The organism is Vibrio sp. J1-1 (assembly GCF_021728395.1).
Classification (GTDB): domain Bacteria; phylum Pseudomonadota; class Gammaproteobacteria; order Enterobacterales; family Vibrionaceae; genus Vibrio.
Map to the genome: position 1 here is coordinate 68925 of NZ_JAKKCM010000013.1, position 13530 is coordinate 82454.

Below are 13530 nucleotides of genomic sequence, written 5' to 3' on the forward strand. Positions count from 1 at the left end.
CAGTTTGATTGTTATTTTTCATAACCCTCAGGCCGTTGACGGATGCGCCGCCCGGATCAAATCCAGCCCCGCAACCAAATTCAATCAATAGCGCTTGCTGTTGATATGCGACACTAGCTCAGTTGGTAGAGCGCAACCTTGCCAAGGTTGAGGTCACGAGTTCGAACCTCGTGTGTCGCTCCAATTGATAGCCTTCATCGTGCTTAACGGTGATAAAATGCGACACTAGCTCAGTTGGTAGAGCGCAACCTTGCCAAGGTTGAGGTCACGAGTTCGAACCTCGTGTGTCGCTCCAATTGATAGCCCTCATCGTGCTTAACGATGACGAAATACGGACGCGGGGTGGAGCAGCTTGGTAGCTCGTCGGGCTCATAACCCGAAGGTCGTCGGTTCAAATCCGGCCCCCGCAACCAAATTTAAGACAGTCTGCTTGTTGTTTTATAATAACCCTCAGGTTGTCGACGGATGCACTACCAGATCAAGTCCTGGCCTCGCAACCAATTCACACCGCTCTTTACATCATGCTGTGAAGCATAATTCCCCTAAAACAAATTTTAATCCGCATTATATGATGTCGGACGTTTTTGTTTGTATTGAAAACATAATATGAATCGGCAGACACAAGAGCACTCTGGTATACGGAGGGTTTTACCACCTTCCATCAACAGACTTATCCACATACGGCGTTCTGTGGATAACTTGGTTGATAAAGTGTTTTTAGCTTGACATTGTTTGTTAGTAAACGAAGATCTTTTATTTTTAAAGTATCTGAATTGTGGTTGGTTTTTTATTTAACTTACTGTTAAATAAAGAAAAAATGCCAGATTGTATAGATCTTGGTTGTTAAAATACGATCATTACATTGTGTTTTTTTGATCCTAGTCATTTACTGGGATTGTGTTTAACTTTTTTTCCCAACCTCTTTTTTACCTAATCTCAAATTTTTTTCCACATTGCGAAATTGAGAACGGCGTCATGAATTACGTATGCAAAAAGTGTTTCAATCTTTTGCATATAGACTACGCCTATGCATCTCTCGGTAAGCCTTTCTCTACAATCCTGATTAAACGCTTTCTCTTCGTTTCAATTGACTCGGTCTCACCGATCGGAGTTTGGTTTAGGTGCTGCTCCAATGCCCAGTTGATATGTTCATCGAGTAATTCACTTTCTCCCTGACGTGAGGTAAGCGCATCTAGGACTCGCTGACTGTATTCTGCATTGCCAAGTGCAACAGCAATATTACGCAACCATTGTAAGTGACCAATTCGCCGAATCGCGGAACCTTCCATGTTCTTTAGGAATGTAGCCTCATCCCAGCCAAACATATCGACTAAATCCGGCTGTTGAAAACTATCACGGCGGTGAAAATCGTCTTGTTCGGTGATATCTGCATATCGATTCCATGGGCACACCAGTTGGCAATCATCACAGCCGTAAATTCGGTTACCCATTGGTTTGCGGAACTCTTCTGGAATGATGCCATCGAACTCGATTGTCAGGTATGAGATGCAACGACGCGCATCCACCACTTTGTCTTCTACAATCGCTTGAGTTGGACAGGAGGTAATACACGCCTTACATTTTTCGCACTGGTCGGTACTGGGCTGATCTACTGGTAGTGGTAAATCAATCAATAATTCGCCCAGAAAGAACCATGACCCACAGTCTTTATCTAAAATCAGTGAGTGTTTCCCTGTCCAACCTAGCCCGGCTTTTTGCGCTAATGGGCGTTCTAATATCGGGGCGGAATCAACAAAAGGGCGGTAGCCCAATTTACCGACTTCTTCTTCGATTAGCTTACCGAGTTTATTTAGCTGCTTTCTTACTAGTTTGTGATAATCACGTCCTAGGGCATAGCGACTGATATAGGCGTGGTTTTTATTTGCAAGGTTAGAAGCGAATTGCGCTTCTGGTGGTAGGTAATCCATACGTGCACTGATAACACGTACGGTGCCCGGTAGTAATTCATGTGGTCTCGCGCGCATCATGCCGTGTCGGGCCATCCAGTCCATAGAACCATGGTAGCCAGCATCAAGCCATTGTTGCAGTGCAGTTTCATGTTCACTTAGGTCAACGTCGCAGATCCCCACTTTTTGAAAGCCGAGTTCTTTTCCCCAAATTTTGATTTGCTGTGCGAGTTGTTCGTAGTTCATGGTTACCACCGAGATAAATGGGGGGCGGATCTTAACGGATCTATCGTATTGGTTCTAGCGTAAAGTCGAACTTATAAAAATATGCTAATTAGTGATATTTATAATGGAACCTTTTGTAATCTGCTGCTTTCTTATATTGGAGAGCTAAACTCATATTGCTTGAAGTCGAGCGGTGACAAATAAGATACCGTTTTGCGGCTACTTTTTTCGCACATATGACATTTGAAAGCTTGTCTCTCAAAACCAACACAGTTTACTATTCCTGTTCTTTTGATTTTTATATAGTCATCGATCATAAGTTAGAGAAGCATCAATGAGCACGAAACAATTTAATTTAAAAGATGAGCATGAAACGGTAGCACTTGGCACCGCTCTGGCTCAGCTTTGTTCTCAACAAACGACAATTTATCTGCATGGTGATTTAGGCGCAGGTAAAACAACCTTTAGTCGTGGCTTTGTCCGTGCTCTTGGGCATCAAGGAAATGTAAAAAGTCCAACTTATACCTTGGTTGAACCATACCAGTTGGATAAGTGGCAAGTTTACCATTTTGACCTATATCGTCTTGCGGATCCTGAAGAGTTAGAATTCATGGGAATTCGAGATTATTTCACTGATGATGCAATTTGTTTGGTTGAGTGGCCAGAAAAGGGGCAAGGCTTATTGCCTGAGCCAGATCTTGATGTGAACATCCGATATCAAGGTGAAGGGCGTATCGCCGAACTAACCGCGAATAATGATTATGGTGTGCAGTTACTCAGTCGATTGGAGCTATGTTGAGTTTTTCAAATTTTAGAGCAGTGGCGACGTTTGTCGCCACTTTTCTCCTTATCATCCCCAGTTTAGCATTTGCTAACGTCGTTAAAAGCTTTCGAGTTTGGCCTTCTCCAGATGAGACTCGTGTTGTCATCGATTTAGGCTCGGAAGCGGATTACTCCTATTTCTCATTGTCGGGACCGGATAGACTGGTTGTGGATTTGAAAGACGCCACCATGCAAGCCAAATTGCCGGTGACCGTCTCTGATAGCCCAGTTTTGACGCGAGTACGAAAAAGCTCACCTCCGGAAACGGGTACTTATCGCCTCGTCTTTGAGCTGAAAAAAAGCGTTCAAGCTGAGCTTTTCAAATTAAGCCCGACCCCCGGTGGGCAATATGGTCACCGTTTGGTCATTGATCTTCCGCATGGTACGAAAACGTCGACAACCGCAACGAAGTCAGAAGAAAACACGACAACCAGTAAAGACATGAGCTCAGTGCAGCGTGCTCAAGAAGTGCTGATTGTGATCGATCCGGGTCATGGTGGTGAAGATCCGGGATCAATTGGACCTTCTCGTCGTAAGTATGAAAAAGACGCGGTATTGAGTATTTCTCGTAAGATTGCTGCCCAGTTGAATGCGACTCCGGGTATTAAAGCTCGACTGACTCGTTCTGGGGACTACTTTGTTAACCTGAACCGACGTGTCGCGATTGCCCGCGAGAATGATGCTCATTTGCTGATTTCAATTCACGCAGATGCGTTTACGTCTCCACGACCTCGTGGTGGTTCGGTATTTGTGCTTAACACGCGTCGTGCGAATACGGAAATTTCCCGTTGGGTAGAGAATCACGAAAGGCAGTCTGAGCTTTTAGGCGGCTCTGGTAATGCTTTTGTGAGTAAAACCAAAGATCGTAATGTCAACCAAACGTTGCTCGACCTGCAATTTAGTCACTCGCAGAAGGAAGGCTACAAGTTAGCGACAGAAATTCTTGGCGAAATGGGGCGTGTCGCTCACTTGCACAATTCGAAACCTATTAATACTAGCTTGGCCGTGTTGCGCTCTCCGCAGATTCCATCGGTATTGGTCGAAACTGGCTTTATTTCAAACCCAACCGAAGAGAAGTTATTGTTCCAGCGCGCACACCAAGATAAGTTGGCTCAGTCGATATCTAAAGCTGTGGTCAAATACCTGAAGGATAACCCGCCAGAAGGTACCGTATTCTCACCTTCATCGAAACCGATGGTGCATATTGTTAAGCGCGGCGAATCTTTATCGGTGATTGCGAATAAATACGGGACAAGCTCGAAAGCGATAATGTCTGAAAACAACTTGAAATCAACCGGATTAGGTATAGGCCAGAAGCTGCGAATTCCGTCTTCAGGAAGCATCAACGTGCCAAGTAAACCGATCACGGTTGAGACAGAAACCATCACTCACACCGTGAAATCTGGTGAATTCTTAGGCAAGATTGCCAGCCACTATAAAGTAAAGGTTTCTGATATTCGACGCGAAAACAATCTAAAATCGGATACGCTGTGGGTAGGTCAGAAACTGAAGGTGACGGTTGCGGTGAAGGACAAGCCGATCCGTAAACATAAAGTCTCACGAGGTGAGTACCTTGGTAAGATCGCATCGAAGTACGACGTGAGTGTGCAGAGTATTCGTGAAGCGAATAACTTACGTTCAGATGAACTGGCCGTAGGACAAGTGCTGATCATCCCAAATAAATAAGTGAGCTTTAACGCGTTATGACGATTAAAATACTACCAGCCAGGCTCGCCAACCAGATAGCGGCAGGAGAGGTGGTCGAAAGACCTGCCTCTGTCATCAAAGAGTTGGTAGAGAACAGCCTCGACTCCGGCGCTACTCGCATCGATATCGATATCGAGAAAGGGGGCGCTAAGCTCATCCGTGTTCGTGATAACGGTAAAGGGATCGCGAAAGATGAGTTAGGTTTGGCATTAAGTCGTCATGCCACGTCCAAAATTCATAGTTTGGATGACTTAGAAGCGATCATGAGCTTGGGGTTTCGTGGTGAGGCCTTAGCGAGTATCAGTTCAGTCTCACGTTTGACCTTAACCTCGCGTCCTGCTGCGCAAGAAGAAGCGTGGAGTGCGTATTCCGAAGGCCGTGAAATGCAGGTCAAACTGCAACCTGCCGCACACCCTATTGGCACCACGGTAGAAGTGCTGGATCTTTTCTTTAATACCCCCGCACGTCGTAAATTTCTTCGCACCGAGAAAACCGAATTTTCCCATATCGATGAGCTGTTAAAGCGTATCGCACTGAGCCGTTTTGACGTGTCGATTACTGTTCGCCATAACGGAAAAATCATCCGCCAATATCGCGCAGCAAAGAATCAGCTACAAACTGAAAAACGCATTGCAGCAGTATGTGGTAATACGTTTGTCCGTAATATGCTCCGTATCGAACTGGAGCATCAAGGTTTAAAACTGCATGGTTGGATCACAACACCAGATGGTGCTCGACAGCAAAGTGATTTGCAATATTGCTATGTGAATGGCCGCATGATGCGTGACAAACTGATTAACCATGCGATCCGTCAGAGCTATGAAATGAGCTTAAAGCCGGATCAGTTTGCGGCATACGTGTTGTTTATCGAGCTTGATCCGCATCAGGTAGACGTGAATGTCCACCCCGCCAAACATGAAGTGCGTTTCCATCAGGCCAGGCTAGTGCATGACTTTATCTATCAGGCATTGGCGGATGCATTGGTGCAAAGTGCGGTCATTGAAAAGCCACATGTGAATGAATCTGCGTTTCATCACGCTGAGCCGTCTTCCCTGATTCAGGAAAGCGATGTTGACTCAGACCCCTCGATTTCAGAAGCCTCGATTAAAGAAGACAAGATCTCTTCTCCCGTTCCCGAACGAGTTTATCAGGCGATCGACAAAACACCGGCTTATCCCGGGCGAAGCGACTATGAGGCGAAGCCACGTGATCGCTCCTCTTCAGAGTCTTCAGTGCGAGAAGCCCGCCAGTCAGATTCTTATCCTCGTTCGGATTGGACCGAATCTAAGCCAGCTCCAAAGCCGACTCAGAGCAAAGAGCGTCATGTGGAACCGGCTCCGAGTAAACAAGAAGTTCGTGCTTATCATGAGCTATTGAAAACGCCCGACTTCGAACCTAAACCGATCGCGAGTCAAGTCGTTGATACATCGACCGAGCAAGCACACTTGCCTCAAGTGACGGCATTAAGTAAAGCGCTAGCTGTGGTGGATGAGCAATTTATTCTGATGAGCAGTGATAGTGGCGTGGCATTGGTTTCATTACCACGAGCGGAATTCTATCGAGTCAAAGGGCAGCTAACGCCAAGTGAAGGCGCATTAAAAGCACAACCTTTGCTCGTACCTTTGTCGATAAAGTTGGATGCGGAGTTAGTCAAGTTAGCTCTGGATTATCAACAAGATTTCGCCCAGCTCGGCATACAGCTGAAAGCCAGAAATGACAAAGCATTGATGGTTATGGGCGTACCAGCGCCATTACGCCAACAAAACTTACAAAACTTGGTACCAGATCTGTTATCTTACGCGCAAACGTGGGTAAAGGGTGAGAAGACTGCCACACAAATGCTTTCTGCACTGATCGATTGGCTTGCTTTGCGGGTAACGACAGTAAAAAGCAATTATACTCTCTCCGAAGCCATTCAAATTATTGCGGAACTTGAACAGCTAAGGCACGGTCAATTGCCATTAGAAGATACACAGTTTGTATCTGCTGTTGATTTCTCTGCCACGATAGCCAAATTAACACCATGACAGAAAAACTACCGTTGGCTCTATTTTTAATGGGACCAACTGCATCAGGTAAAACAGAACTCGCGATTAGACTTCGTCAGAAGTTTCCGGTTGAGATCATCAGCGTCGATTCGGCTTTGATCTACAAAGGAATGGATGTCGGGACTGCTAAGCCTGATGAGCGAGAGTTGAGCTTAGCACCTCACCGACTGATTGATATTTTGGATCCTAGCGAGTCTTACTCCGCAGCGGATTTCCGTCGCGACGCGTTACAGGCTATGGATGACATTGTTACAGAAGGAAAAATTCCGTTACTTGTTGGCGGTACAATGCTCTATTACAAAGCATTACTTGAAGGTTTATCACCTCTTCCTGCTGCAAATCCTGAAATTCGTCAGCAAATTGAACAAGAAGCATTGACTAAAGGTTGGTCGGTGTTGCACGATGAACTGAAAGAGATTGATCCTGTCTCTGCGGAGCGAATTCATCCCAATGATCCCCAACGTTTATCTCGGGCATTGGAAGTTTTTCGAATTTCAGGTAAAACTCTAACTGAGTTGACTCAAACGAAAGGTGAACGCCTGCCGTACCGAGTCAAGCAGTTTGCAATAGCTCCCAAGGATAGGGCAGAACTTCACCGTCGCATTGAACTGCGCTTCGAAAAAATGATGGAAGCGGGCTTCGAAGATGAAATGAAAGCGTTATATGCGCGTCAGGATCTTCACCCGGATCTTCCATCTATCCGTTGTGTCGGTTACAGACAGATGTGGGAGTATTTAGATGGGGAGTGTACTCGCGAAGAAGCCGTTTTTCGTGGAGTATGTGCGACTCGTCAATTGGCCAAGCGTCAAATCACCTGGTTACGCAGCTGGGATGACTTAACTTGGTTAGATAGTGATAACATTGAACAGGCTCTCGAAACCATTTCGGAAGCAATAGCATCTGATTGAGATAGCTGTGTATAATGTGATCGTTTTTGCGTGAACGCGCTCTGAAAGGAACAGTGGTTGGCGGTTTTTAGACTATGCTGCTAATTACTTAGAGTGCATTTTTGATTCGTTTAGCTCAGATGCAAAAGCAGTACTTTTTTGCATTGCACCACTAGCTAAATAATTACAACTACAAATTAAATAAGGAAAATAAAAATGGCTAAGGGGCAATCTCTACAAGACCCATTTCTAAACGCGCTACGCCGCGAGCGTATCCCAGTATCTATCTACCTTGTAAACGGTATTAAACTACAAGGTCAGATCGAGTCATTCGATCAGTTCGTGATCCTTTTGAAAAATACTGTTAACCAAATGGTGTACAAGCACGCGATCTCAACAGTTGTGCCGGCTCGTCCAGTGAGCCACCACAGCGGTGAACGTAGCCAAGGTGATCGTCCACAAGAGAAATCTGAAGATTAATTCTTCATTAAATAGTTATAAAGTAAGGAGTTGATTGCTTGTTTGACCGTTATGAATCCGGTGAGCGAGCCGTACTTGTTCATATCAACTTCACGCAAGAAGGTGAATGGGAAGATCTGGCTGAGTTCGAAATGCTGGTTTCTTCTGCTGGGGTAGAGGCGCTACAAGTGGTAACTGGTAGTCGTCAATCCCCACACCCGAAATACTATGTCGGAGAGGGCAAGGCCCAGGAAATTGCTGCTGCGGTACAATTAACTGGTGCTGAAATTGTGATTTTTAATCACTCCCTCTCTCCTGCCCAAGAACGTAACCTCGAAACACTGTGCCAATGTCGAGTTCTCGACCGCACTGGTCTCATCCTCGATATATTTGCTCAACGAGCGCGAACACATGAAGGTAAGCTACAGGTAGAACTTGCTCAGCTTCGTCATATCTCTACTCGTTTGATTCGTGGTTGGACGCACCTTGAAAGGCAGAAAGGTGGTATCGGTTTACGGGGGCCTGGTGAAACCCAGTTGGAAACCGACCGTCGATTATTGCGTGATAGAATTAAAGCTATTCTGCGCCGCTTAGAAAAAGTGGCCAAGCAACGTGAACAAGGGCGTCGCGCCCGAAGTCGAGCTGAAATCCCAACGATTTCACTCGTGGGCTATACCAATGCGGGTAAGTCGACACTTTTTAACCGTATTACCGAAGCAGGCGTGTATGCCGCAGACCAGTTATTTGCTACTTTGGATCCTACATTGCGTAAGATAGAGTTAGCGGATGTGGGATCTGCCATACTTGCAGATACAGTTGGTTTTATACGACATTTGCCTCACGATTTAGTTGCAGCCTTCAAAGCAACCTTGCAAGAAACGCAAGAAGCTGACATTTTGTTACATGTTGTTGATGCCAGTGATGAGCGTTTTCGTGAGAATATTCAAGCTGTTCATGAAGTACTAGAAGAGATCGACGCACACGAAGTGCCTAGTCTGGTTGTCATGAACAAAATTGACAATCTAGAGTCGCAGAATCCACGTATAGAGCGCGATGAGGAAGGCGTACCTCGTTCGGTCTGGATTTCTGCAATGGAAGGGGTAGGCATCGAGCTCCTGTTTGAAGCGCTGACGGAACGTCTGGCGTCACAAATGGTTGAGCATCAGTTGTGTATTCCTCCACAGTATCAAGGACGGTTCCGTAGTACATTCTTCCAAATGAATTGTATTCAACGTGAAGAATACGACCAGGAAGGTAACTTGTTGATCGATATTCGAATGCAGCAAGTAGATTGGTCTAGACTTGAAAAAAGAGAAGGGGCAGTTTTGACTGGCTTTATAGTCACTTAAAGGACTGCTACAGTATAACGTCATATCAAATGATGGAGCTTTCTAATGGCGTGGAATGAGCCTGGAAATAACAACGGCAATGATGGCCGCGATAACGACCCTTGGGGTAATAATAATCGTGGTGGCCAGCGTCCTGGTGGCCGAGATCAAGGTCCGCCAGATTTAGATGAAGTGTTCAATAAACTGAGTCAGAAGCTGGGCGGCAAATTTGGTAAAAAAGGCGGCGGTGGTTCTCCACTCGGCGGCGGTGGTGGCAGCGCAATTGGATTTGGTGTGATTGCACTGATTGCTGTTGCCGTTTGGTTCTTCGCTGGTTTTTACACCATCGGTGAAGCAGAGCGTGGTGTTGTACTACGTTTAGGCAAATACGATCGTATCGTAGATCCTGGTCTAAACTGGCGACCTCGCTTTATTGATGAATATGAAGCGGTTAACGTACAGGCGATTCGTTCACTTCGTGCATCTGGTCTAATGCTGACTAAAGATGAAAACGTTGTAACGGTGGGGATGGATGTTCAGTATCGCGTTACTGACCCATACAAATACCTATACCGAGTAACCAATGCAGACGACAGTTTACGTCAGGCAACGGACTCTGCTCTACGTGCAGTTATTGGTGACTCACTGATGGATAGCATCCTAACCAGTGGTCGTCAGCAAATTCGTCAAACTACCCAAGAAACTCTGAACCAAATCATCGATAGCTATGATATGGGTCTTGTACTTGTTGACGTGAACTTCCAGTCTGCACGTCCACCTGAGCAAGTGAAAGATGCGTTTGATGATGCAATTGCAGCACGTGAGGATGAAGAACGTTTCATCCGTGAAGCAGAAGCATATAAAAACGAGATTTTGCCGAAAGCAACGGGTCGTGCCGAGCGTTTGAAGAAAGAAGCGCAAGGTTACAGCGAACGTATCACCAATGAAGCGCTTGGTCAGGTAGCACAGTTTGAACAGCTTCTACCAGAATACCATGCTGCTCCGGGCGTAACTCGTGACCGCCTGTACATCGATGCGATGGAAGAAGTTTACACAAGCACTTCTAAAGTGCTGATTGACTCTGAATCAAGCGGTAACCTGCTTTACCTACCAATTGATAAATTGGCGGGACAAGAAGGTCAAACTGACACTAAACGTAAATCGAAGTCTTCTTCAAGCTACGATCATATTCAACTTGAGTCTGAGCGTACACAACAAGAAGACACTTCGAATACTCAGTCTCGATCAACTGGTTCACGTCAAGGGAGATACTAAGAATGCGTAAGTTAATGATCCCTGTATTGGTAATCGCCCTGGCATTGATGTTGATGTCTCTGTTTGTGATTCCTGAAGGTGAGCGCGGTATCGTAGTTCGATTCGGTCGTGTCTTGAAAGACAACAACGATATCACTCGAATTTATGAGCCTGGTTTGCATTTCAAGATGCCTTTGTTTGACCGTGTGAAACAACTTGATGCACGTATCCAAACAATGGATGGCCGTGCTGACCGTTTCGTAACGTCAGAGAAAAAAGACGTCATCATTGATACCTACGTGAAGTGGCGTATTGAAGATTTTGGTCGTTACTACTTGGCAACAGGCGGCGGTAACTCGCTTACGGCAGAAGCTCTTCTTGAGCGTAAAGTGACTGACGTGCTTCGCTCTGAAATCGGTGCTCGTGAAATCAAGCAAATCGTTTCTGGTCCACGTAACAATGATGTACTACCAGAGGATGCAAGCAGTGATGAAGTAACCACTGAAGCTGCTCGTGAAGCACTTGAAATCGATGGCGAGCGTGACCTAATCATGACTAACGTGCTGACAGATACACGTGAAAGCGCGATGAAAGATTTAGGTGTGCGTGTGGTTGATTTCCGGATGAAGAAAATCAATCTGCCGGATGAGATCAGTGAATCTATCTACCGTCGTATGCGCGCTGAGCGTGAGTCGGTAGCTCGTAAACACCGTTCTCAAGGTCGTGAAAAAGCGGAAGTTATTCGCGCGCAAGCTGAACTTGAAGTTGCGACAATTCTGGCTGAAGCAGACAAAACAGCTCGTGTAACACGAGGTGGAGCGGATGCAGAAGCTGCGAAGATTTACTCTAATGCTTACAACAAGGATCCTGAGTTCTTCAGCTTCCTACGTTCACTAAGAGCCTACGAGAAGTCGTTCAGCTCTAAGAGCGATATCCTTGTTCTGGATCCTAAGAGTGACTTCTTCCAGTACATGAAGAATTCTAAAGGTCTAAAAGCTGAGTAAAGCTTCCCTCTAGTATGCAAAAGGCTCCATCAGGAGCCTTTTTTGTATCTAGTAGGTATGTCGTTAACTCATCATGATAGCGATGACAGTGCCAGAAACGACTAGGCAGCCACCAATACGGCGTAGCTGATTATTGGGTTGCTCACTCAGTTGGGCCACCATATTTCGCCAGCCATTCGGTGCGACCAGCGGACCAATTCCTTCAACAATTAATACTAGCCCTACAGCCAGCCATATCGACTCAGACATAAAGCTTCCTAAACCAATTTATAAAGCTAAATATTACCAGTGATATGTTGCTTCTGAAATGCTCGATTGCATTGAGGCTCTAAGTCTGTGAACAAAAAATGACTGCAAGAAGTCCGATTCGGTGCTAGAATCCATTTTTAACTAGCAATCAGACTTGGAAAGATGGGAAATAACGTAGTCGTTCTAGGCACCCAATGGGGTGACGAAGGTAAAGGTAAAATCGTAGACCTTTTAACTGAAGATGCAAAGTACGTGGTACGCTACCAAGGCGGTCACAATGCAGGCCACACTCTCGTAATTGACGGTGAAAAAACCGTTCTTCACTTAATTCCATCAGGTATCCTTCGCGATAACGTAAAATGTGTTATCGGTAACGGTGTAGTTCTATCACCTGAAGCTCTACTTAAAGAAATGAAACCTCTTGAAGAGCGTGGTATTCCAGTACGCGAGCGTCTTTTCATTTCTGAAGCATGTCCTCTAATTCTTCCATACCATATTGCAATGGACCAAGCTCGCGAAATCGCTCGCGGTAAAAAAGCTATCGGTACAACAGGTCGTGGTATCGGTCCAGCATACGAAGATAAAGTTGCTCGTCGCGGTTTACGCGTTGGCGATCTATTCGATATGGAAGCATTTGCTGAGAAGCTAAAAGAAGTTATGGAATACCACAACTTCCAGCTAGTGAACTTCTACAAAGCGGAACCAGTAAGCTACGAAGCGGTACTGGAAGAAGCGAAAGGCTACGCTGAGCTGCTAACTTCAATGGTTATCGACGTAACTGACGAGCTAGATTCTGCTCGTAAGCGCGGCGACAAGATCATGTTCGAAGGTGCGCAAGGTACGCTACTTGATATCGACCACGGTACTTACCCATACGTAACATCTTCTAACACGACTGCTGGTGGTGTTGCTGCTGGTTCTGGTTTTGGCCCTCGTCATATCGGTTACATTCTTGGTATCGCGAAAGCGTACTGTACTCGTGTGGGTTCTGGTCCATTCCCAACAGAATTGTACGACGGTCTAGACAAGCAAGACCCAATCGGTAAGCACCTAGGTACTGTCGGTCATGAGTTTGGTGCAACAACTGGTCGTCTACGTCGTACTGGTTGGTTTGATGCTGTTGCAATGCGTCGCGCTATCCAAATCAACTCTATCTCTGGTTTCTGTCTGACAAAACTAGACGTGCTAGATGGTCTAGAAGAGCTAAAAATCTGTACTGGTTACAAGATGAAAGATGGCTCTGTGCTAGAAGTTTCCCCGATGGCTGCTGAAGCATTTGAAGAAGCGACGCCAATCTATGAAACAATGCCGGGCTGGTCTGAAAACACATTTGGTGCTAAGTCACTAGAAGACCTACCAAAAGCGGCTCTAGACTACATCAAGCGTATCGAAGAGCTGACTGGTGTGCCAGTAGATATCGTCTCAACTGGTCCAGACCGTAACGAAACTATCATCAAGGTTCATCCATTCGAATCTTAATGAAAACTCGTTAGAGATTGCGAAAGCCGACCTTAAGGTCGGCTTTTTTGTGTCTGATGAAAATCTACGCTTGTGGAACTCGCGTCTCAATGTGGCAACTTGTTGCCGTCTCTCTTCAGTAAGAGGCAAAAATTGTCTAAAGCTCAGAGTAGATTTGCCGA

Annotated in this window: 11 protein-coding genes and 3 tRNA genes; 12 read left to right on the forward strand and 2 right to left on the reverse strand. The window is 45.7% G+C overall.

From position 1 onward, the window contains the following. Positions 1-107: 107 nt before the first annotated feature. From L3V31_RS18260 to L3V31_RS18270, 3 genes are all read left to right on the forward strand, one after another. Positions 108-183: transfer RNA gene (locus L3V31_RS18260), tRNA-Gly, on the forward strand. Positions 184-219: 36 nt separating this feature from the next. Continuing rightward, a tRNA-Gly gene (locus L3V31_RS18265) sits at positions 220-295 on the forward strand. Between the two features lie 41 nt (positions 296-336). Continuing rightward, positions 337-413 (forward strand) — tRNA-Met (locus tag L3V31_RS18270). A 612-nt stretch (positions 414-1025) separates the two neighbouring features. On the opposite strand, the gene queG is transcribed toward L3V31_RS18270, so the two are convergent. Further along, the gene (gene queG / locus L3V31_RS18275; protein WP_237318100.1) at positions 1026-2153 is read right to left on the reverse strand and encodes a tRNA epoxyqueuosine(34) reductase QueG; all 1128 of its coding nucleotides are present in this window, start codon (positions 2151-2153) and stop codon (positions 1026-1028) included. Positions 2154-2466: 313 nt separating this feature from the next. On the opposite strand from queG, the gene tsaE reads away from it, so the two are divergent. The 8 genes from tsaE (at position 2467) to hflC (ending at position 11641) form a co-directional block, all read left to right on the forward strand. Continuing rightward, positions 2467-2931, forward strand: coding sequence for a tRNA (adenosine(37)-N6)-threonylcarbamoyltransferase complex ATPase subunit type 1 TsaE (tsaE, locus tag L3V31_RS18280; RefSeq protein ID WP_237318102.1), 465 nt, complete (start codon positions 2467-2469; stop codon positions 2929-2931). Next, positions 2925-4640, forward strand: a complete 1716-nt coding sequence (locus tag L3V31_RS18285) for an N-acetylmuramoyl-L-alanine amidase (RefSeq protein WP_237318104.1) — start codon at positions 2925-2927, stop codon at positions 4638-4640. The genes tsaE and L3V31_RS18285 overlap by 7 nt, the downstream gene beginning before the upstream one ends. A gap of 17 nt (positions 4641-4657) precedes the next feature. After that, complete coding sequence (gene mutL, locus L3V31_RS18290) at positions 4658-6688, forward strand: DNA mismatch repair endonuclease MutL (protein ID WP_237318105.1); 2031 nt, start codon at positions 4658-4660, stop codon at positions 6686-6688. Further along, the gene (miaA, locus tag L3V31_RS18295) at positions 6685-7617 is read left to right on the forward strand and encodes a tRNA (adenosine(37)-N6)-dimethylallyltransferase MiaA (protein WP_237318106.1); all 933 of its coding nucleotides are present in this window, start codon (positions 6685-6687) and stop codon (positions 7615-7617) included. Before mutL ends, miaA begins: the two co-directional genes overlap by 4 nt. Before the next feature lie 195 nt (positions 7618-7812). Beyond that, complete coding sequence (hfq, locus tag L3V31_RS18300; protein ID WP_182011619.1) at positions 7813-8076, forward strand: RNA chaperone Hfq; 264 nt, start codon at positions 7813-7815, stop codon at positions 8074-8076. 38 nt (positions 8077-8114) lie between these two features. After that, positions 8115-9404 (forward strand): ribosome rescue GTPase HflX, encoded by a 1290-nt coding sequence (gene hflX, locus L3V31_RS18305; protein ID WP_237318107.1) that lies wholly within the window; start codon positions 8115-8117, stop codon positions 9402-9404. Between the two features lie 45 nt (positions 9405-9449). Further along, positions 9450-10658, forward strand: a complete 1209-nt coding sequence (hflK, locus tag L3V31_RS18310) for an FtsH protease activity modulator HflK (protein WP_237318109.1) — start codon at positions 9450-9452, stop codon at positions 10656-10658. A gap of 2 nt (positions 10659-10660) precedes the next feature. Then, entirely contained in the window at positions 10661-11641 is a 981-nt protein-coding gene (gene hflC, locus L3V31_RS18315) for a protease modulator HflC (protein ID WP_237318111.1), read from the forward strand. Positions 11642-11704: 63 nt separating this feature from the next. Here the strand turns inward: hflC and L3V31_RS18320 are convergent, their stop codons facing one another. After that, a complete protein-coding gene (locus tag L3V31_RS18320) occupies positions 11705-11890 on the reverse strand; it encodes a DUF2065 domain-containing protein (protein WP_237318113.1) in 186 nt (61 codons plus the stop codon). A 162-nt stretch (positions 11891-12052) separates the two neighbouring features. On the opposite strand from L3V31_RS18320, the gene L3V31_RS18325 reads away from it, so the two are divergent. Continuing rightward, positions 12053-13369, forward strand: coding sequence for an adenylosuccinate synthase (locus L3V31_RS18325; protein ID WP_237318114.1), 1317 nt, complete (start codon positions 12053-12055; stop codon positions 13367-13369). The last annotated feature ends 161 nt before the right edge of the window (positions 13370-13530 follow it).

Bases quoted from the DNA above. Each gene is read 5' to 3' on its own strand.
- queG (WP_237318100.1), bottom strand. From the start codon at position 2,153: ATGAACTACGAACAACTCGCACAGCAAATCAAAATTTGGGGAAAAGAA.
- tsaE (WP_237318102.1), top strand. From the start codon at position 2,467: ATGAGCACGAAACAATTTAATTTAAAAGATGAGCATGAAACGGTAGCA.
- L3V31_RS18285 (WP_237318104.1), top strand. From the start codon at position 2,925: ATGTTGAGTTTTTCAAATTTTAGAGCAGTGGCGACGTTTGTCGCCACT.
- mutL (WP_237318105.1), top strand. From the start codon at position 4,658: ATGACGATTAAAATACTACCAGCCAGGCTCGCCAACCAGATAGCGGCA.
- miaA (WP_237318106.1), top strand. From the start codon at position 6,685: ATGACAGAAAAACTACCGTTGGCTCTATTTTTAATGGGACCAACTGCA.
- hfq (WP_182011619.1), top strand. From the start codon at position 7,813: ATGGCTAAGGGGCAATCTCTACAAGACCCATTTCTAAACGCGCTACGC.
- hflK (WP_237318109.1), top strand. From the start codon at position 9,450: ATGGCGTGGAATGAGCCTGGAAATAACAACGGCAATGATGGCCGCGAT.
- hflC (WP_237318111.1), top strand. From the start codon at position 10,661: ATGCGTAAGTTAATGATCCCTGTATTGGTAATCGCCCTGGCATTGATG.
- L3V31_RS18320 (WP_237318113.1), bottom strand. From the start codon at position 11,890: ATGTCTGAGTCGATATGGCTGGCTGTAGGGCTAGTATTAATTGTTGAA.
- L3V31_RS18325 (WP_237318114.1), top strand. From the start codon at position 12,053: ATGGGAAATAACGTAGTCGTTCTAGGCACCCAATGGGGTGACGAAGGT.